A 26314-nucleotide genomic window follows, 5' to 3' on the forward strand; every position below is an offset into this window, starting at 1 on the left:
ATCCGCCGGCGCTACGGGCCCGTGATGCCGTTGGCGGCCGGATCCACCGAGAACACGAAGCGCCCGCCATGCTGGTCCCTGCCCCATGTCATCGGCGCCGTGGCCAGGCTGTAGACCGGGGCCACCTTGTCCATGCCGATCGCCTCGGACCAGGCACTGAAATCCTCATCGGTACGGCTGCGGATCTCGCCAACGCACAGGCTGTAGCCGCAGGCAAAAGACACCAGCGTGCCGTCGTTGCCGATGAGCCGGGTCGCGGCCGCCCTGTAGAGCCGGGTCAGGTCCTGCACTTCCAGGTGACCGGCTGCATCGCGCTCGAACTGGCTGATCGCCTGCGCGAAGGCCTTGTCGGAACCCAGCACCGCCTCGCTCTTCTGTGCGGACACCGCACCCTCGTTCAGCAGCATGCGCTCGCCCTCGAGGAAGTGACCCTCCGGTTGCGCGAGCCCAGGGGCAGCCGTCGTGGTACTCGATGCCGTTGGCACGCGCGCTGATACAGCATCGGTCGCGGGGTTGGAAAGGGACGGCGCAGGCGCGGCATTGGCCACCTCCGCGGCATCCTCCACGCTGGCCGCCTGCCTGCCACTGCAACCTGCAATGGCCAGCACGGCAATCACACTCCACCCCCTGACATCCATGCGCATCCTCCTCCGTGTATCGCCCCAGCATGCCATGTGCGCGCCGGCAACACGGATGCACTGCACAAAGAAAAGCCCGGCAATGCCGGGCCTTTCGTTCGCCTGCCGGATCAGCGGAACCGGTAGTCCAGCTGCACCCAGTACTGGCGGCCATACGGATCGTAGTTGCCGACCGGATAGAACGGCCAGCCGCCACCGTTCTTGTCCGCCGGCGGGCGGCTGTCACGCAGGTTGTTGACGATCACGCCCACCGACAGGTTCTCGCCGAATTGGCGGAACACGCTGGCGTTGTAGGTCATGTACGGCGCGATGCGGCCACTGCCATCGGTCTTCGGCAGCGAGCCGAAGCGGTTGCCGTACAGCGTGGTGGTCCAGTCACCCTGGTTCCAGGTGATGCTGCCGTTGGCCTTGCTGCGCCACTGGTAGTCATCCAGCGAATTGCGGATGTCACGCTCCGGATCATCGGAGAACTGCCGGTATTTGTGCTCCAGCACCACGGTGTAGGCCAGGCGCGTGGTGAAGCGGCCATAGCGACCGGCATCGAAACGCCAGTTGCCCTTCAGGTCCAGGCCGCGAACCGATTCAGAGGCGGCGTTGATCGGATTGATCAGCACACGGGTCACCTGGTCCGGCTGCACGGTTGCATTGGACGGGTTGCGGATCACACGCGACAGCGCGTCCAGGCACAGCGGTGAGCCGATGTCACGCGCCTCGCCGCCCAGCGTCTTTCCCAACCGGCAATCGGCCTCGTCGCGCAGGATGCGGCTGGTATCAAGGCTGGTCACCTCGTTGTCGATGCGGATGTCGTAGTAGTCGGCACTGAAATCCAGGCCAGCCAGCGGCGACCAGACCACGCCGAAGCCATACGACTTGGCCGACTCCGGCTGCAGCTGCGGGTTGGCACGGTTGCTGTAATCGATCGACAGGCCGTTGTAGTCGCAGTTGTCATACGACTGGCCTGCGGTGCGGCAGCGCCAGTAGTCGGTCATGCCCGGGTTGTAACCACGCGTCTCTGTCGCGAACACGTAGTTCATGTCCGGCGCCCGGAAGCTGGTGGCAGCGGTACCACGGATCAGCAGGCTCTCGATCGGGCGGAACTCGACGCCGAAGCTCCAGGTCGCCTTGCCGATATGCTCACCACCGGCTCGGTACTGGTCATAGCGCCCGGCCAGGGTGGTGGTGAGCGACTGCAGCAACGGCAGCTGCAGCTCCACGCCGGCAGCATAGCGGTCGCGCTCGCCACCGGCACCAATACCGGCGCTGGTGTTCCAGAATTCACCGGTGCCCAGTCGCGGGTCCGGTCGATTGCGATAGCCTTGGCTGCCAGCCTCGACCACCGCGGCCAGCGCAGCGTCGCCACCGGGCAGTGCGAACAGCCGGCCGTTGACGCTGGCGCTGAAGGTCTGCAGCCACGCCGCGTTGCGGCTCTCCTGGTAGCCGGACAGGTCCTGGTACTCATTCGGGCTCAGCGGCTGGAACAGGCGCGCCGGGTCCGGCGCATAGACCTCTACGCCATTTCGCACGCCCAGCTTCGGGCCAAGCAGGTATTCATTGATGCCGGCCAGCAGCACCGGGCGACGGGTGCGGTTCTCGTAGCGTGAGCGGCTGTAGACCGCTTCATAATCCCAGCCACTGTCACCGATCTGGCCGCGCGCGCCGACGTTGAACGACCAGGAATTTTCCAGGAAACGGTTGGCATTGCGCGGCAGGCCACCGATTTCCTCGGGTGCAAAGCGGCGGTACCAGCTTTCCAGGTTGCCGGTGGTCTGGTTGTAGAAGTAATTGCGGGCCGAGGTCCAGGTGGGCGCACGGGTGTTGTTGGTGATGCGTGCGCTGCCCACGGCCAGATCGGCGAACAGGTCGGTGGTCTCGTTGACGTGGAAGGTCAGCAGGCCGTAGCCGTTGAGATTGCGCTTCTCGGTCTGCACCGTCCAGTAGCTGGCGGCGGCCTCGTTGCTGCCGCAATACCAGCCCTGGCGCGGGTTGAAGGCGCGGAACACGCTGCCGCCATAGATGTCCGACGCCGCGTCGCAGCCATTGACGCCCGGATCGATGTTGCGACCGGTGGCAGCGTTGCGGCGATACGCGATCGCGGTCGCCTGCGGCGCCTTGCCAGCCGGGTCATCATCCAGCGAGTCCATGAAATCGCGCTGGCGCGCATGGATCGCCTTGCGCACATCGAACTCGAAGCCGAACAGCGCATCCCAGCGCTCGCCGGAACTGCCACCAACCACCTGCGCGCGCTGGTTGTCGCCACCGCCCTGCTGGGTGCCGCCGGCCCGCACGTTCACGTCCACACCCTCAAAGCGGTCCTTGAGGATGATGTTGACCACGCCGGCGATGGCGTCGGAGCCATACACCGCCGACGCACCGGCCGCCAAGACCTCGATGCGCTCAATCAGCGCACTGGGAATGTTGGCCAGGTTGACCACGTTCACCGAGCCCTCGTAGGCCAGCGGGTAGTCGGCCTGGCGGCGTCCGTTGACCAGCACCAGCGTGCGGTTCGGGCCCAGCCCGCGCAGGTTGATGGTGTTGGCCGCCGGAGTGAAGGTGTTGCCGAAGTCCTCACCCTGCACGTTGCCGGTGTTTTCGGTCAGGGCGCTCAGCGCGTCGAACGCGTTGCGGTAGCCCTGCGCGTCGATCTGCTCGCGGCTGATCACGGTCACCGGCGACGGCCCTTCGACACTGGCGCGCGGAATGCGCGAGCCGGTGACCTTCACTTCCTGCAATGAGGTGGGTGCGCTTTCCTGCGCGAAGGCCGGCGACGAGACCAGCATCAGGGACGACAGCGCGAGCACCAGCGGACGCGGGCGCAGCGCCTTGTGGGAGGCGGACATGGGCTTCCTGGGGGAGTTGACGGGTGGTATGGGACCGGAGGCCTGCGCGGCGCATAACGATCCCGTAACGAAAGTGTCCTGAATGGATGGTTTCAACGGAAATGACCAGCCCTGATGGACTTATGCCTGAACCGAATCAGGCTCCGCCCGGTGGTCGTCGCGTTTTTGCAATCTTTTGAATGGTCTGGCGAAGCGGGCATTGCCATCGTTCCGGGGATGATGACCCCGTACCCCACATCCCTCCTCCCCCCGCTGCGCCCTGTGTCGCGCCGCCATCTGCTGCAGCTGCAGGTGGCACCGGTCACCCTGCGCCCGTTCCAGCGGGCCGATCTGCCGGCCTGGCGCCTGTTCGACGACCGCCGCCGACGCGGGCGCCGCCATCCGGCCGGTATCGACGAAGAAGCCCGCTTCCTTGCCCACATGCATCGCTCGCGGCTGGAGCAGGACAACGACCAGCTGCTGCTGGGTGTGTTCGATGACGAGCACGGCACTGTCCTGGACCAGCTGCATGTCCGCCTGCAGTCCCTGCATACGCGCTGCGCCGAGCTGCTGTCGCTGCAGCACTGGCACCCGCACGTGGATGCAGCGCTGCGCGCGCTGTGCCCGTTCCTGTTCGAGGATGTGGGCGTGCACCGCCTGTTCGTGATGCTGCCACCGGACTGCAGTGACCCGTTCGCCACTGCGCTGCACGCCTTCGGCTTCGAGCACGAAGGCCTGTTGCGCGACCATCATCTGGATCTGGATGGCTGGCAGGACCGCCAGCTGCTGGCGCTGACTGCACCGGTCTGGCGCAGCCGCCAGCAGCCACCGGGTTAGCGGACCCGCTCCAACGCGTCGCCTGCGCCGGTCAGCACCGAGCAGGCGTGGTCCTGCAGTTCTTCGGCGCTGGCCTCGTTGCCGGTGCCGGCGTCCACCCGGGTCGCCAGCAGGATGAAACCCGGGCCGCCCTGCACGGCGTCCCGGCCGGCCACGACCAGGCTCCACTGACCAACATCGTCCACGCCTGCGAGGTCGTAAGCCAGCAGATTGAGCGGATTGGCGGTCAGTTCCGCGCCCGCCAGCAGGCGTGCCTGGTATTGATGGCCGCGCAGCAGGACCGGCAGCGGTGCCCAGCGGCTGCCGAGGGCGGCAGCATGCGTGTCCAGCGCCTGCAGCACGTCGGCACGCAGGCAATCCACGTGGATATGCAGCTGGTGCTGCGAGCGGCCGTGCGGCGAGTTCAACGCCAGGCTGGCGACGTTGCGCGGCAGTGGTTGCCGCAAGGCCTGTTCGGTGTGGCTGCGCGCCTGCCAGGCGGCAGCGAAGTAGTTCGGTGCACCACGCTGGTACAGGCTGCGGCTCTCGATACCGCTCACCTTGTCCAGCGGCATCAGCAGGAACTGGTAGTCGCCGTGCGCATCCTTGACCAGCACATCGCGGCGGTCTGCGGCCGTCTCCACGCGCAGGCAGTCGCCGCGTGGACCTTCGGCGCCCCGGCAGTCACGTTCGATCAATCGCCACAATGCATCGGAATGGGCCGGCGGCGGCGCACTGGCACAGGCGGACAACAGCAGCAGGGACGACAGCAGGAAGGGGCGCAGGGACACGGCAACGACTCACGGAGCAGGCACGGCAGACAGCGCCGCGCTGCATTCTAGCCAGTGCGAAGCTGCAATCAGTAGGTGCCGAACGGCACTTCAACCACGATCGGGGCGGCACCCTCGCCGGCCTGCAGGCTGTAGCGGTCCAGCGCCCCATCGTCATCGGCGTGCGGCTGGCGCTGGAAATGCAGCGGGTAGCGGGTGTCCCCCAGGCGCACGGCGCTGCCGTCGGCCTCCAGCGCGGCACCTTCCGGAATCAGCAGCCCTCCCAGGTCACTGTAGGCGCCAGGCACATCGGCGAAGCGGTAGTCGGCCAGCTCGTCCACCCGCTGCATCGCATAGACGTGCGGCACATAGGGACGTGCGGGGCTGCGGCCATTGCTCAGGTCGGTCACCCAGGCCTGCGGCAGGTGGTACTGCTCGCGCAGCGCGGCCACGCCCAGCGAGGGGCTGGCCACCTGCAGGCAGCACACCGTGCGCTTGCCTTCGCGGTCAAGAATGGCGAAACGGTCACCGCGGGTGGCCGCCTGCGGCAGCATGGCGAAGGCCAGGTTACGCTGGGCCGGTGCGTAGCCGGATTCGGTCTGCAGGTTGCGCCAGGCACCGAATACCGGGGTTTCGACCGGCGCGGGTTCCGGATCGGCAGCGGAGGCGGAGGCGGAGGCGGAGGCGGAGGCGGCAAACACTACGCCCAGCAACGACAACACCAGCGCCGTCATCGTCTTGTCCTTGCCGCAGAAACTGCCTGCCGTCATACCGTATCCCGTATCCAACACCTGCGCCGGAAAGGCCCGGCCTGCCCGCTGGCGTATTGCCAGCCATTGCTCCCACTATGCAATGACCACGCTGTGCCGGCAATGACCGGGATGCTGACGCCTTTCGCACGCTCGGTGCTATCGTTCCCGCCATCTTCCCCTGCGCAGGAGCGCTCGCATGTCTGCATTCCGTCTGTCCCTGTTGCTGCCGGCCTCTGCCCTGCTGCTGTCGGCCTGCGTCAGCACCCCTGGCCCGGAAGTCAAAGGCAGCGGCCGCTGCGACGCCAGCCAGCTGGGCTGGGCGATCGGCCAGCCGGCCAATGAGCCCAACATCCGCCGCCTGTCCCGCGAGAGTGGTGCCGGCCTGGTCAACCCGATCGGCCCCAGCACCATCACCACCAAGGACATCCGCCAGGACCGCCTGCGCGTGTTCGTGGACAAGGACAACATCATCACGTCCACGCGCTGCGAGTAAGCGCCGCCACCGCTTTTGTAGAGTCGAGCCATGCTCGACTGGCTTTTCGCGCCGCCCATCCGAAGACCCGTCGAGCATCGCTCGACTCTACATTTCAGGGTTCGGTATAGCCGGCACAGTCCGGCAGCGCCTGGTCGGGATGGAACATCCCCGCCCCGAAGCGGAACAGCCGCGTGTAGGTGCACGCCGGGTCCTGCTCGCTGCGCAGATCCTGCTTCTTCAGCGGGCCTTTGGCCAGCGAATCCTCGAAGCGTGAAACGCCGGCCGGGAACCGGGTCGCCACGGTCTGGTAGCGCAGCACCGGCATGCCCTCGGCAGCCGTATCCAGCGCCAGCTTCGCCGAGAACCCGTATTCGTCGTGGCAGGCACCTGCGCGCTGCTTCATGTCCTGCTCGCTGAAACAGGCGCGGATCATCGCATTACCCAGCCATGGCACGGTCAGCACGTCGTCGTCCACCTGGATGTCGTCCTGCAGGTGACGTACGCGTGCCAGCTGCAGCGTGGACGCGTCGGCACCTCCACCGGAGTACATGGCGCTGAACTTGACGATGCCGCCCACCAGCACATTCTGGCGGGCGCGCTGCTGCGGGTCGGTCACTGGTTCATCGCTGCCCACGCCCGGCGCCAGGCGCACGATCCATGGCCACAGCGACAGCTCGCTTTCCTGTGGCACGTCGATGCTGACGTGGTAGGTGTGCGGCTTGCCCTGGCCCGGTGCGTTCTCAAGCACTTCCAGCACGGTCGGCCGGTTACCCTCCTCGGCAACCGGCTGCACGCGTACGCACCAGTTGCCGTCCCGCGTGCAGTCATAAAGCCCCGACGGTCCAGTCTCACTCGCGATCAGTACCTGTCCCAGCGGCTCCATCACGTTGCCGGCGGCATCGCGCTGCTGCGGCAGGATCGCGCTCTGGGCCAGCGCCAGCAGCGGGGTCGCCAGCAATGCAGTGCACAGGGTGGCGCGGACGGCGGCGGTGGGCATGGATGGCTCCTGCGGATGGGCTTCCGATGGTAACCGTTGCCCGGGCGGCGTCGAGCCATGCTCGTCTGCTGTCTGTCGGCAGGAGCAGCCGAGCATAGGGTCGGCTCTACATCATCCGCAATCGCAGCCACCCCAGCCCTTGGCTTTCGACGTCTGGCCAATGCCCGGATTGAACGTATTGCTCGGGTCCAGCTGCCTGTAGAACCCGGCCAGCGCCGGCTTGGCCGGGTACAGGTGACCGACATTGTGCTCGGCCGGGTACTCGGCACCACGCTGGTCCAGCAATGCCCACATTGCGTGCTCGATCGCCATCGGGTCTTCACCCTTGCGCGCGATGTAGTCCTGGTGGAACACGTGGCACAGGAAGTGCCCGTAATACAGCTTGTGCAGCAGGCGGCCGTCGATATCGGCCGGCAACTGCTCGAACCAATCGGCATCATCTCGGCGCAGGGCAATGTCCAGCGCCACGATGTCCTGCACCTGCCCGCGATGCACTTCGCGGTAGCGCACCGCGGCACCGGCCACGGCGAAGCGATGCAGGAACGCCTTGCGCCCCTCCTCGGCCGTGCAGTGGAAAAAGCCGCCTTCGTGCCCGGCGAAGAAGGCGCGCAACCAGGCCTCGGTTTCCGCAGCGTCCTGGGCAGAGACCTTCAGCAACAGGTGATGCTCGTAGCGCTGGCGGAACTCGCCCATGCGCTTGGGCAGGTGCGAGGGCAGCAGGCCGGTCAGAACCTGCATCACCCGGTCAGTCACCCCACGCAGGCCCAGCCGTTCGAACCAGCCGTCGACGCGGCTCTTCAATGCGAACGCGGCAGGTACACGTGCGGTGCCGAGGCGATCGATCAGCAGGAAGCTGTCCTTGCCGTAGCGCTCGCCGATGTCATAGGCATCGCGGTGGATGTACTCACCGGCAATCGGCACGCGCTCGAAGCCGGTCAGCAGCTCGCGACGGATCGCCGTGAGGCTGTCGGTGCGGTTGCTGCCGATGTAGAAGACTTCGGCGGCCTCCCTTTCGAAGGTATCCAGGCGCACCGCGAACACCGCCAGCTTGCCGGCCGAACCGGCAGCCTCGTAGTGGCGGCTGGGATCAGCATTGAAGCGCGCCGGGGTATCGGCGTCGACCTTGCGCACTTCGTCGGCGTAGCGCGGATCGGAGGCTGCGCGGCCGTCGCCGTCCCCCACATCCGACGCACTGTAGTCGCCGGCCTGCAGGCGCTGCAGGATCTGCTCGGGCGTATCGCCCAGCGCGATGCCGAGATGGTTGACCAGCTGCAGCTGGCCCTGCGCATCGACCCGCGCGTACAGCGCCAGCTCGGTGTAGGCCGGGCCACGGCGCACCAGCGCGCCGCCGGAGTTGTTGCAGATGCCGCCCAGCACCGAGGCGCCGATGCAGGACGAGCCGATCACCGAATGCGGTTCACGGCCCAGCGGTGCCAGCGTCTGCTCCAGGCGGTCGAGCGTGGCACCGGGCAGGCAGAGCACCTGGCGGCCTTCGTTCAACAGCTGGATGCCGGTCAGGCGCAGCGTGCTGACCAGCACGATCGGCCGGCCGTAGTCATCGCCGTCCGGGGTCGAGCCACCGGTCAGCCCGGTATTGGCCGCCTGCAGGATGATCGCCGCCCCACCCTGCACCGCTGCCTGCAGCACGCGCCACAGTTCCAGCAAGGTACCCGGGCGCACCACTGCCAGTACCGGGCCATCGCCGAAGCGGTAGCCGCGACGGAAGCGGCGCGTGGCCTTGTCGCCGGTCAGCACATGGCGGCTGCCGACGGCGTCGCGCAACTGTGCCAGCACGGCATCGTGGCCACTCATGGCAGGCTGACCAGCGAATCGCGGCCGATGTCGGCGATGCGACGCGCGCCGGTCAGTGTCATCGCCACGCGCATTTCCTTGGCGATCAGGTCCAGCAGGTTGGCAACGCCGGCCTCGCCCTGCGCGGCCAGCGCATAGACGAAGGCACGCCCCAGCAGCACGGTATCGGCACCGAGCGCCAGCATGCGCACCACGTCCAGGCCGGTACGGATGCCCGAATCGGCGAGAATCTCCAAATCACCCTGTACCGCGTCGGCAATCGCCGGCAGTGCGCGTGCGGTGGACAGCACGCCGTCCAGCTGGCGGCCACCGTGGTTGGAGACCACGATGCCATCGGCACCGAACCTGACCGCATCACGCGCGTCATCCGGGTCAAGGATGCCCTTGATCACCATCGGGCCCTTCCAGAATTCGCGGATCCACTCCAGGTCCTTCCAGGAAATGGAGGGATCGAAGTTGCTGCCCAGCCAGCCGATGTAATCCTCCAGCCCGGTCGGGTTGCCACGGTAGGTGGAGATGTTGCCCAGATCATGCGGACGGCCGAACAGTCCCACGTCCCACGCCCAGTGCGGATGGGTGATGGCCTGGCCGATACGGCGCAGCGAGGCATTCGGGCCGCTCATGCCGGAGTGTGCATCGCGGTAGCGCGCGCCCGGCACCGGCATGTCAACGGTGAACACCAGCGTGGTCACGCCGGCGGCCTGCGCCCGCTCCAGCGCATTGCGCATGAAGCCACGGTCGCGCAGCACATACAGCTGGAACCACATCGGCCGCTGGATGGCCGGTGCCACTTCCTCGATCGGGCACACCGATACGGTGGACAGGGTGAACGGGATGCCGCGGCTGTCGGCCGCGCGCGCCGCCTGTACTTCACCACGCCGGGCATACATGCCGGTCAGGCCGACCGGCGCCAGCGCCACCGGCATCGCCAGCTTTTCGCCGAACAGCTCGGTTTCCAGGCTCAGGTCGGACATGTTGCGCAGGATGCGCTGGCGCAGCGCGATGTCGGACAGGTCGGAAACGTTGCGCTTCAGCGTGTGCTCGGCATACGCGCCGCCATCGATGTAGTGGAAAAGGAACGGCGGCAGCCGCCGTTCGGCAGCAGCACGGTAATCGGTGGAGGCGGAGATGATCATGGGGTCAACCGTGTGGGGAAGGTAGACGCGAGGCCCGCGCACGCCGGGCTTCGTTGTCATCGAGCGTGCGCAGCGTGGTGTGCACGAACTCGAGGTGGGCATGCGCGGCGGCGCGCGCGCGTTCGGGGTCGCCGGCCAGCACCGCGTCCATCATCTCGCGGTGCTGGTCGTACAACGGCGAGAAGGTCCTCGCCGAGGTATAGAGCTTCTCGCGGCTCTGCGAGATGTTGGTCTGCAGCAGCTCGAACAGTCCGCGCATCACCTGCAGCAGCACCAGGTTGTGCGAGGCCTCGGCAATGGACAAGTGGAAGGCCGCGTCGGCCTCCGCTTCACCGGTGGGGTCGTTCTTGCCGTGCGCGTCCATCATGGTCTGGAAGGCCTGCGCGATGCGCGTGCGGTCCTCGTCGGTGGCTCGCAGCGCCGCATGCCAGGCGGTGGCACCTTCCAGCGCGTGGCGGATCTCCAGCACGTCGAAGCGGTATTCCGGGTCGCCCTGGAACAGCGGCAGGTACGGCGCCAGCGGTTCATCCAGCGCCTGCCGCGCGCGCGCCGCCGGTTCGGCCACGTAGGTGCCGCCACCGACCCGTGCGGTCAGCAGGCCCTGGCTGGCCAGCTGCGCGATGGCCTCGCGCAACGCCGTTCGCGAGACCCCCAGCTGCACCGCCAGGGTGCGTTCGGCCGGCAGCCGGTCGCCCGGCTGCAGCCGCTGTTCCTGCACCAGGCCGCGCAGCTGTGCGGCCACCTTGTCCGAGATACGTTGCGTGCTCATGGCGCCATTGTGGCCCGAAGCGCGTAACAGGGGGTCAGGCCGCGCGGCATGGCTCAGGGAATCATCCATGTCAGCCAGTAGGCCTGGGCCAGGGTGATCAGGCCGACCATGGTGGTGAAGACCAGGCTGTGCTTGACCGTGAAACGGAACAGGTCCGATTCCTTGCCGGCCAGGCCAACCGCCGCGCAGGCAATGGCGATCGACTGCGGCGAGATCATCTTGCCGGTGACGCCGCCGGTGGTGTTGGCCGCCACCAGCAGCACGTCGGACACGCCGATCTGCTGTGCGGTGGTCGCCTGCAGCGCCGAGAACAGCGCATTGGACGAGGTGTCCGAGCCGGTCAGGAACACGCCCAGCCAGCCCAGGAACGGCGAGAAGAACGGAAAGGCGTCGCCGGTGTGCGCCAGTGCCAGCGCCAGCGTTGCCGACAGGCCCGAATAGTTGGCGATGAACGCGAAGGCCAGCACCATGCCGATCGAGTAGATCGGCATGCGCAGCTCACGCACGGTTTCACCGAAGGTCTGCAGCGCCGACCGGGCCGGCATGCGCAGCGCGATGATCGCGATCACCGCCGCGAGGATGATCGAGGTGCCGGTGGCCGAGAACCAGTCGAACTTGTAGACCGCCTCATAGCTGAGCGGCGCGTCCACGATCGGTGGCATCTTCTGCACCCTCTGGTCGAGGCCCGGCACCGGGAGCTTCAGCACCCAGCCTTCCAGCGGGCCGCCTGCCGCGAACAGCGACTTGAACGGCTTGATGCTCCACAGCGTGACCATCGCGGTGAGGATCAGGAACGGCGACCACGCCTTGGCGATCTGGCCGACGCTGTAGCGCGGCGCCTCCAGTGCCTGTGCGGCCGCCTCGGCGCTGGTTTCGGTATCGAAGCGGAAGATCCGTACCGGCTTCCAGCGTCGCAGGAACAGGGTCAGGCAGACCAGCGACGCCAGCGAGGCGGTGATGTCCGGCAGTTCCGGACCGATGAAGTTGGAGGTCAGGTACTGCGCGATGGCAAAGGAGCCACCGGCCACCAGCACCGCCGGCCAGGTTTCCTTGATGCCACGCCAGCCATCCATGATCGCCATGATCCAGAACAGCACGATGACGGTCAGGAACGGCAGCTGGCGGCCCGCCATCTGGCCGATCTCGAAGGCATCCAGGCCGGTGACCTGCCCGGCCACGATGATCGGAATGCCCATTGCACCGAACGCCACCGGCGCGGTGTTGACGATCAGGCACAGGCCGGCGGCATAGAGCGGCTTGAAGCCCAGCCCGACCAGCAGCGCCGCGGTGATCGCCACTGGCGCACCGAAACCGGCCGCGCCTTCCAGGAAGGCACCGAAGGCGAAGCCGACCATCAGCATCTGCAGGCGCTGGTCTTCGGTCACCGACAGGATCGAAGCGCGGATGATGTCGAACTGACCAGTCTTGACCGAGACCTTGTAGAGGAACACCGCGCCGATGATGATCCAGGCAATAGGCCAAAGGCCGTAGACGAAGCCGAAGCCGGCCGCACCCAGCGCCTGGCTCAGCGGCATGCGGTAGAACAGCAGGGCCACGCCAAGCGCGATGGCCACGGTGATCGTGCCGGCCAGCCAGCCCTTCATGCGCAGCACGGCCAGGGCAACGAAGAAGAACGCGATCGGCAGCAGCGCGATCAGGCTCGACAACCACAGGTTGCCGGCGGGGTCGTACAGGTGTTGCCAGGGCTGCATGAAGACTCTCGACTGGATGCGGAAGGTGCCCCACCGCAGGCGGTGGATCGCCGTGGCTGTCGATTATTGGTCGTACCAATAATGATTTCGATCAGACCACTTGCAGCGGATTTAACCGCCACTCCGGCGAGGAACCTATTAGACCATAGGGCTAGATACCATATTGGTCCGACCATTTAGTCCGCATGGTAGTGCCGGCCGCTGGCCGGCAATTCGAGATTCCCTACGAGATCCGTTTCTCCAGCCGCCGCATCACTGCCAGCACCAGCACGCACAGCACGCTCACGCCGATGGCAATCACGTACTTGCTGATCCCCACCGCAATCCCGATGGCCGCCGCCATGATCAACGAGCTGGCCGTGGTCAGGCCGCTGACCTGGTCCTCGCGTGACCCACGCAGGATGGTGCCAGCGGCAACGAAGCCGACACAGGCCACCACCGCTTCGATCAGGCGTACCGGATCAACCTGCAGCAGGTCGCGGTAGCGCTCCTGCTGGAAATGCTCGGCCACCGAGTCGCCAAGGCCGACGATCAACGCGGCGGCCCCTGCGATCAGCATGTGCGTACGCAGGCCAGCGGCGTGCTTGCCCATCTCGCGCTCGACGCCGAGCACGCCGCCGAACAGCATCGCTGCGGCAACGCGCAGCAGGATCGAGACATCCTGGGTAAGTTCCATGGGAAAGCTCCGGAATTTTCCCGGAGCGTCGCGCGGCGATCGTGGGACGGCGGTGAAGGCGATGGCACGCCTTCTTCACCGCACGCATTCCTCCACGCATCGCGTGGATCTACTGACCGCATTCGCTCACTGCGCCAGGTAGCCACCATCGATGGCGTAGTACGCGCCGGTCGCGAACGAGGCATCGTCGCTGGCCAGCCAGGCCACCAGCGCCGCCACTTCCTCGGCCGTACCCAGCCGCTTCAAGGCGTGACGGCCTTCCAGCGTGGCGCGCACCTTCGGGTCCATCTTCTCCAGCAGCGGTGTGCTGATGAAGCCCGGGCCGACCGCGTTGACACGAATGCCGTCGGCGGCATGTTCCCACGCGGCGGTCTGGGTCAGCCCGACCACGCCGTGCTTTGCCGCCGCATAAGCGGTGGAACCGGCATACCCCACCTGGCCCAGGATCGAGGCCATGTTGATGATGCTGCCGCCGCTTCCAGCGGCTCGCATTGCCCGGATCTGCGCACGCTGGCACAGGAACACGCTGGTCAGGTTGACGTCGATGACCCGCTGCCAGCCATCAATCGGATAGTCACCGCTGCTGGCGGCCGGCCCGCCGATACCGGCGTTGTTGACCGCCACATGCAGGCCGTCGAGTTCCTTGATCGTGCGCTGCACCGCCGCCTCCACCGCTGCGTCGTCGGTGACGTCCAGCGCGATGCCAATCGCCTGTGCACCGGCATTGCGCAACTGCGCCACGGTGGCATCCACCGCATCCTGCTTCAGGTCCCAGACCGAGATCCGCGCGCCGGACGCCGCCAGGGTCTGCGCCACGGCCAGACCAATGCCGGACACGCCGCCGGTCACGATCGCGGTCTTGCCGGTGAGTTGGTAATCAATCATCTGCGTTCTCCATCAGTGGGGGTATCGAAGTGGCCTGCAGCAGCCAACCACCCCACCCTACGCGCATTCCTGTGATGGCCTGGCTGACACCGCGTCTACGGGCGATCGTTCCAGCCATGAAACCTCAACTCAAGTTGATGTATGGAATTACGTACGGATATGCATGCAAAACGCCGGCGTATGCTCGGCGGCATTTTCACTTTGGCCGTAATCGTCAATCGTTTTGACCCTATTGGAATCAAAAGCGCGCGAATCGAGGCGACAATGGGAAACGTTTCCAGTTTCTTCGACACACTCCATTCAACCTGGCGTTTCCCCAGCCATCCAGAGTGCCCACGCCACTGCTTCCCAGCATGCCTGCGCGGGTAACGACCGGATCTGCATCTGCGTTGCAGAGCGCGTGGGCGAGGTCATGCCAGCGTCCACCTCCAAAGTACGTGCCGAGCGATGTCCCGATACTTCACTTTTGCCGATTACCGCCGCTTCGGCCACCGTCATGGCTTTGATTACCGCGCTGACCCGGAACACCTGCGCGACGACCAGTGGGCCGGCCATGGCGAGGTCAACGAGCAGTTCCTGCGCGGCGGCATGAGCCTGATCGCCTCCGACGTCCATAATCGCTTTCCTTATGTAGCGACCGCCCAGCAGAGTCCCGGCCTGGCCATCCGCGTGATGCTGCAGGGCCAGGTCGATGTGCGCATTCCGCGACGCGGTGGTTTCACCCTGCGCGCCGGCACGGCGATGACCGCGCACCACCGCGAGCAGGTCGAGATGACCGGTGCGCATCCCGGCGAAACGCGCATGCGCGGCGTCAGCGTCATGGTGCCCGGCCAGATCGATCCGGATCTGTTCCATCTGCCGCAGCTGGAGACCGCGCTCAACAGCCACCTGGAATGCCGCCACTGGGCCATTCCGCATACCCTGCTGCCGGTACTCGGCCAGTTGTTCGACAGCCCATGGGAAGATGGCATCGACGCCTTGTGGCGCGAGGGCGTTGCTCTGCAGCTGCTGGCCGTTGGCCTGAAGGCCGAGGATCTGCAGACCGACCCTGTACGAACGCTGCGGGCCGGCCAGCGCGAGCGCCTGGAGCGCGTGCGTACCTACCTGCATGACGACCCCAGTCACGCCCACAGCCTGGTCGAGCTGGCCCAGCTGGCCTGCATGAGCCCCAGCTCGCTGCGCCGTCATTTCGCCCAGCAGTACGGCTGCTCGGTGTTCGACTACCTGCACGAGCAGCGCATGCGCCACGCCGAACAGGGCCTGCGCGAGGACGGCTGGACGGTCGAGCAGGCCGCCGCCGCCAGCGGCTACCGTCATCCCAGCAACTTCGCCGCGGCATTCCGCAAGCGTTTCGGCCTGGTCCCCAGCCGCTGGCGCACGGGGCCCTCGAAGGTGGGGTGAAGGCTGATGCTCTGGTAGGTGTCGACCTTGGTCGACACGCTCCCGCGCCATCACGGATGCCGGCCAGCGGCCGGCACTACCGCAGCCGCCTGAATCGACGTGCCATGGCCCAGCCTTGGTAGGTGTCGACCTTGGTCGACACGCTCCTGCGCCATCGCGGATGCCGGCCAGCGGCCGGCACTACACGTGCTGCCGGGCTATGCCCGGCGTCATCCTCTCCGCCTCAATACACCGGCAGATCGATGTAGCTCGCCTGCGCCGCGCTGTGCCAGACCCGCTGCGTGGCCTTCTGGTAATCGCCTGGCTTGGCCAGGTAGATGTTCGGCACGTAGGTCTGCGGGTTGCGGTCGTACAGCGGGAACAGGCTGGACTGCACCTGCACCATCACCCGGTGGCCCTTCTGGAACGTGTGGTTGGCGTTGGGCAGGTCGAAACGGTACGGCAGCACTTGGTTCGCCGCCAGCGGCTTCGGATCGCTGAAGCTTTCGCGGTAGCGGCCACGGAAGATCGCCAGCGACACCGGCAGCTCGTAGCCGCCCATCTCCGGCGTCGATGCCTCCTGGTCCGGATACACGTCGATCAGCTTCACCACCCAGTCACTGTCGGTGCCACTGGTCGAGGCCTGCAGGTGCACTACCGGCGCGCCGCCGATGCGCAGCGGCGCGGTCAGCGGTTCGGTGATGAAGGTCAGCACGTCCGGGCGACCATCGACAAAGCGCTGGTCCTTGACCAGCCAGGTGGTCCACATGTCGCGGTCACCGAAGCGGACCGGACGCGGCACGAACGGCACCGGCTTGGCCGGGTCGGACACGTACTCCTCGAAGTCCCCCTCGCCCGCCGCCGGCGCCTGGAACGCCAGCTTGCCGCCGGCCCGCAGGTACAGCGGCTTGCTGCTGGCGGCACAGCCCTTGTCGCAGCTGCGCGGCCAACCCTTCAGGCGATCCCAGTGGTTTTCGCCGGTGTTGTAGATCAGCACCGGCGGCGTGTCCGCCTTCGGCGCACCGTCCACCAGGTACTGGTCGAAGAACGGCTTGAGTACATCACGGCGGAACTGCAGCGCGGTATCGCCATCGAACTTCAGCGCGCCCAGTTCGCTGCCGCTGTAGTTCACCTGGCTGTGCCGCCACGGCCCCATCACCAGGTAATTGCGGTTGTTGCCGCTGTCGCGCCCTTCCATTGCCTGGTAGGCGTGGTTGGCGCCCCACATGTCCTCCTGGTCCCACAGGCCCTGCAGCCACATGGTCGGCACCTTCAACGGTGTTTTCGCCATCACCGCGTCCAGCGCCTGACCCTGCCAGAAGCCGTCATAGGCCGGGTGCTCGACCAGCTTCTTCCACCAGGTCAGCTGGTCCACGCCGGTGAAGCGCGCGTAGTCGCCAGCCGAACCGATCCGCAGGAAAGTGCTGTAGTCGTCATAGCCGAGGCTGGGCAGCGGCGTACCCTTGCCGCGCTTCTCGGTCTGCATCGCGAAATAGTTGAAGTTGACCTGGCGGAACGCGCCGTAGTTGAGCCAGTCGTCGCCCATCCAGCCATCGACCATCGGGCTCTGCGGTGCGGCCACCTTCAGCGCCGGATGCGGGTCGGTCAGCGCCATCACCACGGTGAAGCCCTCGTACGACGAGCCGAGCATGCCGACCTTGCCATTGCTCTCCGGCACGTTCTTCACCAGCCAGTCGATGGTGTCCCAGGCGTCGGTGGAGTGGTCGACTTTGGTGTTGTTCAACGGCCCGCGCAACGGCCGGGTCATCACGTAATCGCCTTCGGAGCCGTACTTGCCACGGATGTCCTGGAACACGCGGATGTAACCGCCGTCGACGAACACCTCGTCGCCCTGCGGCAGCAGGTCGCGCATGCGCGGCGAATCACTGCGGCTGGCGCGGCCAGCGGCATCGTAGGGGGTGCGGGTCAGCAGGATCGGGGCATTGCGGGCGCCCTTGGGCACCACGATCACCGTATACAGCTTGGTGCCATCACGCATCGGCACCATCACCACGCGCTTGTCGTAGTCACGACCGACATCGGGGGCAACGAAGGGCTTGCCGCTGATGTCCGGGGTCATCGGCGGGGTATCGGCGGCCAGCACGGTGCTGGACAGGCAAAGGGCAATGGCTACAGCGACGGCACGCACACGCATGGACAACCCCTCCCGGCAGGAAAGCCTCAAGCCTACTCCTGCCCCGAGCCGTGAAGTGTGGGCGGGCTTTGCATTCTGCGGCGGATGCAGGGAGGACTGATGGCACATGTGCCCGCGGTGCCGCCGCGCTTGCCAACGACCGGTAGTGCCGACCGCTGGCCGGCAACTTCATGATCCTGGGGCGCGTTACGCGGTTGCCGGCCAGCGGCCGGCACTGCCGGTCAGGCCATCGGCACTTCGTGCAACGCAAGCCAACGCCAACGCCCCTGCTCCTGGCGCAGCACCGCCAGCGACTCTCGCCATGTGGGCTGGCCGCCATCGAGCGAATGCCCTTCGCGATAGCGCAGCACCACCAGCGGTGACAGCGCATCCACCGCCTGCACGGCTTCGATGGAAATCTGCAGCCCTGGACGCGCGCCATGACCGCCCGCGAACAGTGCCTGCACGGCCTTCCGGTCCAGCCTGCGACCCGCGATGCCGACCATGCTGAAGTCTGCACAGAAGTGCGCCATCAGATCCTCCAGCGCATCGGCGCCGACATCGGCACGGAACCAGGCCTGCAGCTTGTCGTGCAGGTGGTGGACTTCATGTTCTGCGGTGATATCCATCAGGCATTCTCGGGTTGCGAAAGGGAAACAGAGTGCGAGTGGCGCAACAGCGCCATCGGCAACAGCGTCATTGCGGCGGCCAGACCCAGAGCCACGCTGGTGGCGCGTGCTGGCAGCCATTGCATGGCCAGTGCCAGCACCATCGCGATGGCGGCGGTGCCGAGGCAGAAGCTGAGCTGGCGGTTGAGGTTCCAGAGGGCACTGGCATCGCCCAATGCTTCGCCCTCCACGCCGTGGAAAGCCAGCGTCTGCGCGGTACTGCTGCACAGGCTGCCACCGGCGCCCATCAGCGCGAACAGCAGCCCGGCCAACGCGAAGGCCGGCTGCGGCAGCATCGCCATCACAGCAGGCCGCTGGCCTGCAGGAGCATGCCCATACGCAGTACCGTGGCCGGGCCGAAGCGCGCCAGCAGGCGCTTGCTGGCCGTGATCGCAATGGCCGAGGCCAGCGCCCAGGGCAGCATCAACCCGCCGATGCGTGCCGCGCTGTAACCGGCCTGGTGCAGCTGGAGCGTACTGACCAGCTGGCTGCCGATGAACACACCGGGCACTGCCAGATAGACCAGCATCGCCAGGCGCAGGCCCCGATGGGACAGCAGCGACCAGCGCAGCAGGGGCTGCAGCTGCTGCCGTGCATGCCGCAGGTGGGCCGCCGCCAACAGCATTGCGATCAACAGCATTACGGCACCGGCGGCCCGATGGCCGGGTTCACCCAGCCAGGTCAGCGCCAGCAGCAACGCGCCCAGCGCCAGCATCGCGGTGGACAGCGCATAGGCCTGCAGGCGCGGCGCACTGCGCGCGCCATCGGCCGGCATCCAGGCCAGCACCAGGCCGATCGCCACCACCGCCAACGGCAGGCTGGCCCAGAGCACGCCGCGCCAGGACAACCACTGCACCAACAACCCGCCCAGCGCGGGCGCCAGTGCCGGCACCAACAGCGCCACCAGCAGGATGCGGCGGGTCAGCGCGCCTCGCTGGTCGGACGTGCATTGTCGGTACGCTGCCGCCTGTGCCACCGGAATCAGCAGGCCACCGGCCAGCCCCTGCAGCAGGCGCCAGCCCAGCAGCCAGCCGATACCCGGTGCGGCGCCGGCCAGCACAGCGGCAACCGCGAACAACAGCAACGCCACCAGCAGCAGGCGACGCTCACCACAGCGCGCGGCCAGCCAGGGCGCCAGCGGAATCACCACGCTCAGGCCCAGCATGTAGGCGGTGCCCACCCAGGCCAGGGTACCGACATCAGCGTGCAGTTCCGCTGCCAGTGCCGGATAGGCCACCGTGGCGATGAACATGTTGACCAGATCCAGGGCGAACACCAGCAGGAAGATCGCCTCATGGCGCAGGCGGGGGGACGGCATCGGCGGCGCTCCAGCAGGGAAGCGGCCAGCATGCCGTGCGGGCCTTGTTGGAAAAACACGACAGCAACTGCAACACTGTCAAATTCACTTTGACAATGAATTGCCATGGTCAGCCTCGATCGCTTCGATATCTTCCGCGCCGTGGTCGAGGCCGGCAGCCTCACCGCAGCAGCCGATCGGCTCGGCCTCAGCCGTGCGGTGGTCAGCTTCAACCTGAAGCGGCTGGAGCAGGAACTGGGCGTGACCCTGCTGTTGCGCAGTACCCGCCATCTGGCCCTGACGGACGCTGGCGAGCAGTTCCTGCAGCACTGCGTGCAGGCGCTGGATGCCGCACAGGCAGCGATCGATGCCGCGCGCCGCGACCAGCACCAGCTTCAGGGCGTGCTGCGCCTGACCACCACGCCGGAGTACGCGCAGCTACGCCTGATTCCCGCACTGGAAGCCTTCCGTGCGCGGCATCCGGCGCTGCAGCTGCACCTGTCGACCTCACCGGCACCGGCCGACCTGATTCCCGAACGCTTCGATCTGGCGATCCGCCTCGGCCGCCTGCCAGATTCAGGGCTGCATGCCAGCGAACTGGAACGGCATCCGCTGTGCGCGGTGGCCGCGCCCTCGTTGCTGGCCCGGCTGCCCTCCGCGGATGCAGCCGATGACCCGGTGCAGCTGGGCGCCCTGCCCCGCCTCGGCTACCCGCGCCTGGCCGACGTGCCGGTGGTGGCGCCGGATGGCAGCGACGCCCTGTTTGCCACCAACCCGGGCAATGCGGTGGTGCGCGTAGATGGTGCCAGCAGCCTGCGTGCCTTCGCCGTGGCCGGCGCCGGGGTCACCGTGCTGCCACGCTGGCTGATCGAGGACGACCTGGCCCAGGACCGGCTGCGCCCGGTGCTGCGCCAGCACCGCTTCCCGCAGCAGAGCGTATACGCGGTCTACCCGCACAGCACGCAGCCCTCACCGAAGGTGCGGCAGCTGATCGATTTCCTGCGCGGGTGGTTTGGCAAATGAAAAAAGGGGACGGAGGGGATTAAGTCGTTTGTGCATAAACGACTTAATCCCCTCCGTCCCCTTTTTCAGACACGGCCCTGTGCGGGCCGTGTCTTCAGGCATCAGCGCAGCACCTGCTCCACCAGCCGCACGTCCACCGTCTGCAGCGGCTCGGCGGCGTTGCGCGACAGCTGCACCTGGTAGGTGCCGCCGTCGATCTTCCATTGGCGCGCCTGTGCATCGTAGTGGGCCAGGGTCTTCGGCTCGGCTTCGATGCGGATGCGGCGCTGTTCGCCCGGCTGCAGGTTCACCTTGTCATAGCCGATCAGGCGGATCGGCGTGGTGCTGCCGGCCGGAAGCTTCAGGTACAGCTGGGCCACGTCGGCACCGGCACGCTTGCCGGTGTTGCGGATGTCGACGCTGGCGACCAGGCGCGAGCCCTCCACGCTCACCTTCAGGTTCTCATAGGCGAATGAGGTGTAGGACAGGCCATGGCCAAAGGAGAAGGTCGGGGTCAGACCCTTGGCCGCCATCCACTTGTAGCCGACGTTGGCGCCTTCGATATCGAAATCGAACACATCACCAAACGGCTTGGCCGGCTTGAAGCCGAGGCCGTCGATGTGCGGGCGTGGCAGCTGCGATTCGTCCGTCACCCAGGTCACCGGCAGGCGGCCGGACGGATTGACCTGGCCGGTCAGCAGCGCGGCAATGCCTTCGCCACCGCGGATGCCCGGATACCAGGCCTGCAGCATCGCCGGCACCTGCGCCAGCCACGGCGTGCGCACCGGGCCGTTGGTTTCCAGCACCAGCACGGTCTTCGGGTTGGCCTTGGCCACTGCCGAGATCAGGGCATCCTGGTTGTCCGGCAGCTGCATGTCCGGCAGGTCCACCGATTCGGCGGCCCACTGGGTGGCGAACACGATGGCCACGTCAGCCTGCGCGGCGGCCTTGGCCGCAGCGGCGGCATTGATCCCGTCCACATACTCGATGGTCGCGTCCGGGCGCGCCGCACGCAGCGATTCCAGCGGCGAGGACGGGTGGAAGATCACCGGGCCCGGCCAGGTGGTCGGCATCACGCCCGGCACCGCATTGGTGCCCTTTGCGGTCACGCCCACCATCGACGAACCACCGCCACCGATCACGCCCTTGTCGGCATGGCCACCGATGATGACGATGCGCTTCACGCTGTCGGCCAGCGGCAGCAGGTTGCCCTCATTGCGCAGCAGCACGCTGCCCTCTTCCACCGTGCGCTGGGCAACGGCGAAGCCGGCCTCGGCATCGACCTTCTGGTGCTGCGGCGGGTTGTCGAAGCTGCCATGCAGGAACATCGTGCGCAGGATGCGCGCCACCATGTCGTTCAGGCGCGCCTGCGGCACCACGCCACCGTGCACGGCCAGGCGCAGCGGTTCGTCGAAGAACACCGCCGCGTCGAACACTTCACCGGCCGACTGCTGATCGAGGCCGGCCAGCGCCGCCTTCGAGCCACTGTGCACGCCACCCCAGTCGGACATCACGAAACCGGGGAACTTCCATTCCTGCTTCAGCACCTGGTTCATCAGGTAGCCGTTCTCGCAGCTGTAGGTGCCGTTGATCTTGTTGTACGAGCACATCGCCACGCCCGGGCGACCGGCTTCCAGCGCGATCTCGAAGGCCAGCAGGTCCGACTCGTGCATGGCCTGTTCGCCGATGCGCACGTCGTGGAAGTTGCGGCGGGTCTCCATGTCGTTCAGCGCGAAGTGCTTCATCGAGGAGATCACGTGCTGGCTCTGCACGCCCTGGATCAGCGCGCCAACCATCGAGCCGGCCAGCAGCGGATCTTCACCGGCATATTCGAAGTTGCGGCCGTTGCGCGGGTCGCGCTGCAGGTTGACGCTGCCCGACAGCAGGATGTTGAAGCGCTGCTGCCATGCCTCGCGGCCCATCGTGGCGCCACCGGCGAAGGCGACTTCACGGTTCCAGCTCGATGCGGTGGACGGGCCCGACGGCATCGCCGTGGCGAAATCGCCCGGGCGGATGCCACCCGGATTGGTCACGCCGACGCCGGCATCGGCCGACTGCTGCGACGGAATGCCCAGCCGCGCCACGCCCGGCACGAAACCAGCCGAACCGACTGCGCCTTCCGGCAGCGGGCCACCATCCTTGCCCAGCCCGAAGTAGCTGTGCAGCATCTGGAACTTCTCATCCTCGGTCATCGCCTTCAGCAGCAGCGCAGCGCGCGCGTCGGCGTTGAGGGTGGTGTCCATCCACGGCCTGTCGCCATGCGTGTCGGCGGCGTAGGCCAGGGTCAGCAGGGTGGCGCGCAGGGTACTGCCTTCCACCTTGAACGGCGCACTGCTGGCGGCCTGGAAGCCATCGCTGAAATAGCTGGCATCGGCTTCCAGCGCGACACGCGCCGGATCGAAGCCTGCGGCCTTGGCCGATTCACCGGCCACCGCGCCGAGCAGCACCGCCGGTGCACCCAGCCGCGAACGGGTGACCAGCGCCGGCAGCTGCGCCGCACCTGCACCGGCATCGGTATAGACCGCCACGGTGTGGCGGCCGTCGTCCAGGCGCAGGTAGTTCAGGCCCGGCTGGTCGGGGCCGGATTCAGCGGCGATCGGCAGTCGGGTCAGCACTGCCTGGCCGCGCTGGGTCTGGCCATCGTCCTTGCCGGCAGCAATGAAGCGGTACGCGTAGCCCAGGCCATCGGCCAGCACCTGCAGCGGATCGACCTGGCCGATGCCGCGCTGCACCTGGCGCACGCTCACCGCGTCCACCTGCAGGGTCTTCAACTGGGTGGCCAAGGCCGGCATCGCCTCGGCGGTCGGGGCCTGTTCCAGGGTCAACACAGTGAACGCGGCGGGGTCGGCCCAGGCCGGGGCGGCCAGTGCGGCAGACAGGGCCAGGGACAGTGCAAGCGGCTTTGTAAACGTTTTCATCGGCAGGCGTAATTCCGTTGCCAAGGCAATCGGTCCAGGGAAAGTGCCGCCGAAGGGTGCAGCGTTCATGCCGCGCAGGGGTTGCCAGGCAACGTCCCGCAGGCCGATGGACGGGCCGGTCTGCGCGCGGGACCCTCCTCCCGGCGTGACAACCTGCCTGCCCGGGCCGCGCAGGGCGACCCAATCCTGTGAAGATTGTGCGAGGGCGTTCACACCTGTCAACAGGACCTAAGTCACAGGGGCAACCCGGCCAGCGGTTATCAGGCCATCACCGGCGGTCATCAGCGCGCCGCGCGAGGCTGCCGATAATGAGGGTCCCTGGCCACGAACCGAGCCCATGACCGTCCATCGCGACTTCGACCATCTCTGGCGCGACCGCTGTGACACCTCCAGCCAGCGCGCGCCGCGCGTGTTGATCCGGGTGTTCGTGGCCCCGGGTGAGCTGGAGCGCAGCGTGGCGTTCTACGAGCAGCTGCAGGGTGTGGTGGCCGATGCGGGGTTCCCGTTTCCGGAGGCCGGGCTGCGTCTGGCGATGGTCGGTGCGTTCCTGTTGATCGAGGGCAGCGAGACGGCGCTGGCGCCGTTCACTTCGACCACGGGAACGCTGCTGGTCGACGATGTTCGGCCCTATCACGACAAACTGGTCGCGGCTGGCGCCGAGATCATCTTCCCGTTGCAGGTGGTACCCACCGGGGCGGCGTTCAACGCGGTGCATCCCGATGGCACGGTGGTCGAGTACGTGCATCACCGGCCGGATCCGCACGGCCGGTGAGGGGACGGCCGGGCTGCGCCCGGCACCCGCAGAGGCAACGGCCAAAGCAACAGCGGGGCTCCTGTGGGTAGGCGGGGTGGGTCCGTTGGCGGGGGACGCCGTGAATCCGTCCCTGGAGGCTCGGTCGCGCCATCCATGGCGCTCACGCCCCCGCCAACGGACCCACCCCGCCTTCGACAATTTCTCGCAACCTGCAGTAGATCCACGCCATGCGTGGATGCTCTTCGTTTCATTGTCGAATTACTCGATTTCGATGGAGATTCATCCACGCATGGCGTGGATCTACAATCCCTCCATGTCCTCCCCCGCCCTGGCCTGGAATGGCACGTTGCTGCTGGATGCTCACGTGGCCGTGCTGCAGGGCCATGCCGGTGGCAGCGCCTCGCATGCGCACTACGCCCATCAACTGCTGTTGAGCGACGGTACGCCCTGGCAGGTCGAAGTCGATGGCGTACGGCAGCAGGGCCAACGGCTGTGGCTGCCGTCCTTCCAGCCGCACGCAATCCTGTCGGCACCGGAAGCGGGCTGTACGGTGTTCCTTGAGCCGGCGCATGCCGACCTCGAACAGATCCAGCAGCACCTGCACTCGCTGCCCGGCACTGCGATGGAACTGCACGACTGGCTGCCACGACTGAGCCGCCCGCAACCGCTGGACCGCCGCGTGCAGGCGGCATTGGCCAGGATCGCCCAGCACCTGCCCGGCCCGGTGCCGGCCGCCGATATCGCCGAGGCGGCGCACCTGTCGACCAGTCAGCTGCACCGGCGTTTCCAGTCCGAGCTGGCAGTGACCCTGCGCGGCTGGGTGCTGTGGCAACGGTTGCGCCGCGCGCTGATGCATCATCTGAGCGGTCACAACCTGACCGACAGTGCGCATGCCGCTGGATTCGCCGATCTGGCCCATCTCTCGCGCAGCCTGCGCCGCATGTTCGGCATCGGTGCCGCGCAGCTGCAGGGCCTGCAGCTGCACGCGGCCTGACATGTTCAATCATTCGCGCCTGCGCAGGCCTTCCGGCAACTCCGGCACCTCGCCATGCGGCAGTTCGCGGAACGGCGCCAGCAGCTGCCCCGGATAATCGCGCGGATAGTCCGGTTGGCTGCCGATGCCAAGGTCGCGTTGCTGCAGCCGATAACCCGGCGCATCGAAGGCGGTCCCCAGCAGATGGTCCCAGGCGGTCAGGAACAGGCCGAAGTTGACGTCGCCCGCGGTGCCGTAACGCATGTGGTGGAAGCGGTGCAGCGGCGCCCAGGCCATCACCCGACCCAGCACGCCGGGACGCATGTCCACGTTGGAGTGCTGCAGCAGCAGCTGGATGGCAATGGCGAAAGCCAGCACCGCAGCCACCGGCATCGGCAGGCCCAACAGCAGCAGCGGCAGCACGCCGCCCACCGCTTCGGCCGCCTGGTGAAGCGGGTGTTTCATCAGCCCGTTGAAGCCGTACATGCGGGTGACGCTGTGGTGCACCGCATGCAGCCGCCACAACCAGCGGATGCGATGGCTGGCGTAGTGCACCAGGGTGATGCCGAGATCAGCGCAGACGATGGCCAGCAGCACCTGCAGCGCGAATGGCCACTGCACCGGCCACAACTGCCACGGAATGATTGCCGCCAGCAGCGGCACCGCCGCGATCGACAGCAGGTTCAGGCTTTCGTTGACCAGTGCATGCAGGGTGTCACGCAGGCTGTCGCCGTGGTCGTGGTTGAACGCGGGGTCGTACGGCCAGGCACGCTCGGCGGCGAACGAGACCGCGATGGCGGCCGCCAGCAAGGCCAGCAGCCACAACGGATCACCGTGGCAATGGCCGACCCAGACGACGGCAGTGGCAACGAAGCCCAGCAGGAACAGCGGGGCATACAGGCGGAGCATCCAGTGCTTCATGGGCAACCCGGAA

At 67.0% G+C, this 26314-nt stretch carries 21 protein-coding genes and 1 pseudogene; 6 read left to right on the plus strand and 16 right to left on the minus strand.

Annotated elements, in window-relative coordinates:
- Nucleotides 1-11 precede the first annotated feature (11 nt).
- Both AC5P5X_RS04410 and AC5P5X_RS04415 read right to left on the minus strand, forming a co-directional pair.
- The gene (locus AC5P5X_RS04410; protein WP_227860284.1) at nt 12-407 is read right to left on the minus strand and encodes a hypothetical protein; all 396 of its coding nucleotides are present in this window, start codon (nt 405-407) and stop codon (nt 12-14) included.
- A 341-nt stretch (nt 408-748) separates the two neighbouring features.
- Nucleotides 749-3475, minus strand: coding sequence for a TonB-dependent receptor plug domain-containing protein (locus tag AC5P5X_RS04415; RefSeq protein WP_109337614.1), 2727 nt, complete (start codon nt 3473-3475; stop codon nt 749-751).
- 216 nt (nt 3476-3691) lie between these two features.
- Here AC5P5X_RS04415 and AC5P5X_RS04420 point away from each other — a divergent pair, with 216 nt between their 5' ends.
- Nucleotides 3692-4291 (plus strand): GNAT family N-acetyltransferase, encoded by a 600-nt coding sequence (locus AC5P5X_RS04420; protein ID WP_033833900.1) that lies wholly within the window; start codon nt 3692-3694, stop codon nt 4289-4291.
- Here the strand turns inward: AC5P5X_RS04420 and AC5P5X_RS04425 are convergent.
- Nucleotides 4288-5061: a CDP-diacylglycerol diphosphatase gene (locus AC5P5X_RS04425; RefSeq protein WP_005410028.1), complete on the minus strand. Its 774-nt coding sequence runs from the start codon at nt 5059-5061 to the stop codon at nt 4288-4290. The two genes, AC5P5X_RS04420 and AC5P5X_RS04425, sit on opposite strands and share 4 nt — an antisense overlap.
- A gap of 68 nt (nt 5062-5129) precedes the next feature.
- On the minus strand, nt 5130-5810 hold the full coding sequence (locus AC5P5X_RS04430; protein WP_329762663.1) for a decarboxylase: 681 nt from the start codon (nt 5808-5810) through the stop codon (nt 5130-5132).
- A 178-nt stretch (nt 5811-5988) separates the two neighbouring features.
- Here AC5P5X_RS04430 and AC5P5X_RS04435 point away from each other — a divergent pair, with 178 nt between their 5' ends.
- The gene (locus AC5P5X_RS04435; RefSeq protein WP_005413768.1) at nt 5989-6285 is read left to right on the plus strand and encodes a hypothetical protein; all 297 of its coding nucleotides are present in this window, start codon (nt 5989-5991) and stop codon (nt 6283-6285) included.
- A 94-nt stretch (nt 6286-6379) separates the two neighbouring features.
- Here the strand turns inward: AC5P5X_RS04435 and AC5P5X_RS04440 are convergent, their stop codons facing one another.
- From AC5P5X_RS04440 to AC5P5X_RS04470, 7 genes are all read right to left on the minus strand, one after another.
- Nucleotides 6380-7264, minus strand: coding sequence for a hypothetical protein (locus AC5P5X_RS04440; RefSeq protein WP_049469550.1), 885 nt, complete (start codon nt 7262-7264; stop codon nt 6380-6382).
- Between the two features lie 111 nt (nt 7265-7375).
- Entirely contained in the window at nt 7376-9076 is a 1701-nt protein-coding gene (dld, locus tag AC5P5X_RS04445) for a D-lactate dehydrogenase (protein ID WP_049475964.1), read from the minus strand.
- On the minus strand, nt 9073-10212 hold the full coding sequence (gene lldD, locus AC5P5X_RS04450; protein ID WP_111174156.1) for an FMN-dependent L-lactate dehydrogenase LldD: 1140 nt from the start codon (nt 10210-10212) through the stop codon (nt 9073-9075). The genes dld and lldD overlap by 4 nt, the downstream gene beginning before the upstream one ends.
- 4 nt (nt 10213-10216) lie before the next feature.
- A complete protein-coding gene (lldR, locus tag AC5P5X_RS04455; RefSeq protein ID WP_495215911.1) occupies nt 10217-10981 on the minus strand; it encodes a transcriptional regulator LldR in 765 nt (254 codons plus the stop codon).
- A gap of 53 nt (nt 10982-11034) precedes the next feature.
- Nucleotides 11035-12693 (minus strand): L-lactate permease, encoded by a 1659-nt coding sequence (gene lldP / locus AC5P5X_RS04460; protein ID WP_033833904.1) that lies wholly within the window; start codon nt 12691-12693, stop codon nt 11035-11037.
- Nucleotides 12694-12916: 223 nt separating this feature from the next.
- The gene (locus AC5P5X_RS04465) at nt 12917-13369 is read right to left on the minus strand and encodes an MgtC/SapB family protein (protein ID WP_005413774.1); all 453 of its coding nucleotides are present in this window, start codon (nt 13367-13369) and stop codon (nt 12917-12919) included.
- 126 nt (nt 13370-13495) lie between these two features.
- Nucleotides 13496-14254 carry an SDR family NAD(P)-dependent oxidoreductase gene (locus AC5P5X_RS04470; protein ID WP_012480580.1) on the minus strand — a complete coding sequence of 253 codons (759 nt, stop codon included), beginning with the start codon at nt 14252-14254 and terminating at the stop codon, nt 13496-13498.
- Between the two features lie 447 nt (nt 14255-14701).
- Between AC5P5X_RS04470 and AC5P5X_RS04475 the strand changes: the two genes are divergently transcribed.
- Nucleotides 14702-15655: a helix-turn-helix transcriptional regulator gene (locus AC5P5X_RS04475; protein ID WP_062607259.1), complete on the plus strand. Its 954-nt coding sequence runs from the start codon at nt 14702-14704 to the stop codon at nt 15653-15655.
- A gap of 223 nt (nt 15656-15878) precedes the next feature.
- On the opposite strand, the gene AC5P5X_RS04480 is transcribed toward AC5P5X_RS04475, so the two are convergent.
- The 3 genes and pseudogenes from AC5P5X_RS04480 to AC5P5X_RS04490 form a co-directional block, all read right to left on the minus strand.
- Entirely contained in the window at nt 15879-17789 is a 1911-nt protein-coding gene (locus AC5P5X_RS04480; RefSeq protein WP_043035207.1) for a CocE/NonD family hydrolase, read from the minus strand.
- Nucleotides 17790-18010: 221 nt separating this feature from the next.
- Entirely contained in the window at nt 18011-18397 is a 387-nt protein-coding gene (locus AC5P5X_RS04485) for a DUF4440 domain-containing protein (protein ID WP_043035206.1), read from the minus strand.
- Nucleotides 18397-19754: pseudogene (locus AC5P5X_RS04490) on the minus strand (MFS transporter). The gene AC5P5X_RS04485 and the pseudogene AC5P5X_RS04490 overlap by 1 nt, the downstream one beginning before the upstream one ends.
- A 105-nt stretch (nt 19755-19859) precedes the next feature.
- On the opposite strand from AC5P5X_RS04490, the gene AC5P5X_RS04495 reads away from it, so the two are divergent.
- Nucleotides 19860-20756 (plus strand): LysR family transcriptional regulator, encoded by an 897-nt coding sequence (locus AC5P5X_RS04495; RefSeq protein ID WP_043035204.1) that lies wholly within the window; start codon nt 19860-19862, stop codon nt 20754-20756.
- Between the two features lie 101 nt (nt 20757-20857).
- On the opposite strand, the gene AC5P5X_RS04500 is transcribed toward AC5P5X_RS04495, so the two are convergent.
- Entirely contained in the window at nt 20858-23653 is a 2796-nt protein-coding gene (locus AC5P5X_RS04500; RefSeq protein ID WP_111188938.1) for a beta-glucosidase, read from the minus strand.
- A gap of 337 nt (nt 23654-23990) precedes the next feature.
- Here AC5P5X_RS04500 and AC5P5X_RS04505 point away from each other — a divergent pair, with 337 nt between their 5' ends.
- Nucleotides 23991-24425, plus strand: a complete 435-nt coding sequence (locus tag AC5P5X_RS04505; protein WP_005410044.1) for a VOC family protein — start codon at nt 23991-23993, stop codon at nt 24423-24425.
- 271 nt (nt 24426-24696) lie between these two features.
- On the plus strand, nt 24697-25401 hold the full coding sequence (locus AC5P5X_RS04510) for a helix-turn-helix domain-containing protein (RefSeq protein WP_049402512.1): 705 nt from the start codon (nt 24697-24699) through the stop codon (nt 25399-25401).
- 9 nt (nt 25402-25410) lie between these two features.
- Here AC5P5X_RS04510 and AC5P5X_RS04515 read toward each other — a convergent pair whose 3' ends face one another.
- Nucleotides 25411-26289, minus strand: coding sequence for a sterol desaturase family protein (locus AC5P5X_RS04515; protein ID WP_227860281.1), 879 nt, complete (start codon nt 26287-26289; stop codon nt 25411-25413).
- Nucleotides 26290-26314 lie beyond the last annotated feature (25 nt).

The organism is Stenotrophomonas sp. YJH_SMC_91 (genome assembly GCF_059368495.1).

Excerpts from the sequence above, each read along its gene's own strand:
- AC5P5X_RS04475 (WP_062607259.1), top strand. The coding sequence starts at position 14,702 with ATGTCCCGATACTTCACTTTTGCCGATTACCGCCGCTTCGGCCACCGT.
- AC5P5X_RS04465 (WP_005413774.1), bottom strand. The coding sequence starts at position 13,369 with ATGGAACTTACCCAGGATGTCTCGATCCTGCTGCGCGTTGCCGCAGCG.
- AC5P5X_RS04510 (WP_049402512.1), top strand. The coding sequence starts at position 24,697 with ATGGCGTGGATCTACAATCCCTCCATGTCCTCCCCCGCCCTGGCCTGG.
- AC5P5X_RS04435 (WP_005413768.1), top strand. The coding sequence starts at position 5,989 with ATGTCTGCATTCCGTCTGTCCCTGTTGCTGCCGGCCTCTGCCCTGCTG.
- AC5P5X_RS04480 (WP_043035207.1), bottom strand. The coding sequence starts at position 17,789 with ATGCGTGTGCGTGCCGTCGCTGTAGCCATTGCCCTTTGCCTGTCCAGC.
- lldR (WP_495215911.1), bottom strand. The coding sequence starts at position 10,981 with ATGAGCACGCAACGTATCTCGGACAAGGTGGCCGCACAGCTGCGCGGC.
- AC5P5X_RS04410 (WP_227860284.1), bottom strand. The coding sequence starts at position 407 with ATGCTGCTGAACGAGGGTGCGGTGTCCGCACAGAAGAGCGAGGCGGTG.
- AC5P5X_RS04515 (WP_227860281.1), bottom strand. The coding sequence starts at position 26,289 with ATGCTCCGCCTGTATGCCCCGCTGTTCCTGCTGGGCTTCGTTGCCACT.
- lldD (WP_111174156.1), bottom strand. The coding sequence starts at position 10,212 with ATGATCATCTCCGCCTCCACCGATTACCGTGCTGCTGCCGAACGGCGG.
- dld (WP_049475964.1), bottom strand. The coding sequence starts at position 9,076 with ATGAGTGGCCACGATGCCGTGCTGGCACAGTTGCGCGACGCCGTCGGC.
- AC5P5X_RS04495 (WP_043035204.1), top strand. The coding sequence starts at position 19,860 with ATGGTCAGCCTCGATCGCTTCGATATCTTCCGCGCCGTGGTCGAGGCC.
- lldP (WP_033833904.1), bottom strand. The coding sequence starts at position 12,693 with ATGCAGCCCTGGCAACACCTGTACGACCCCGCCGGCAACCTGTGGTTG.
- AC5P5X_RS04500 (WP_111188938.1), bottom strand. The coding sequence starts at position 23,653 with ATGAAAACGTTTACAAAGCCGCTTGCACTGTCCCTGGCCCTGTCTGCC.
- AC5P5X_RS04440 (WP_049469550.1), bottom strand. The coding sequence starts at position 7,264 with ATGCCCACCGCCGCCGTCCGCGCCACCCTGTGCACTGCATTGCTGGCG.
- AC5P5X_RS04505 (WP_005410044.1), top strand. The coding sequence starts at position 23,991 with ATGACCGTCCATCGCGACTTCGACCATCTCTGGCGCGACCGCTGTGAC.
- AC5P5X_RS04415 (WP_109337614.1), bottom strand. The coding sequence starts at position 3,475 with ATGTCCGCCTCCCACAAGGCGCTGCGCCCGCGTCCGCTGGTGCTCGCG.
- AC5P5X_RS04470 (WP_012480580.1), bottom strand. The coding sequence starts at position 14,254 with ATGATTGATTACCAACTCACCGGCAAGACCGCGATCGTGACCGGCGGC.
- AC5P5X_RS04430 (WP_329762663.1), bottom strand. The coding sequence starts at position 5,810 with ATGACGGCAGGCAGTTTCTGCGGCAAGGACAAGACGATGACGGCGCTG.
- AC5P5X_RS04420 (WP_033833900.1), top strand. The coding sequence starts at position 3,692 with ATGATGACCCCGTACCCCACATCCCTCCTCCCCCCGCTGCGCCCTGTG.
- AC5P5X_RS04485 (WP_043035206.1), bottom strand. The coding sequence starts at position 18,397 with ATGGATATCACCGCAGAACATGAAGTCCACCACCTGCACGACAAGCTG.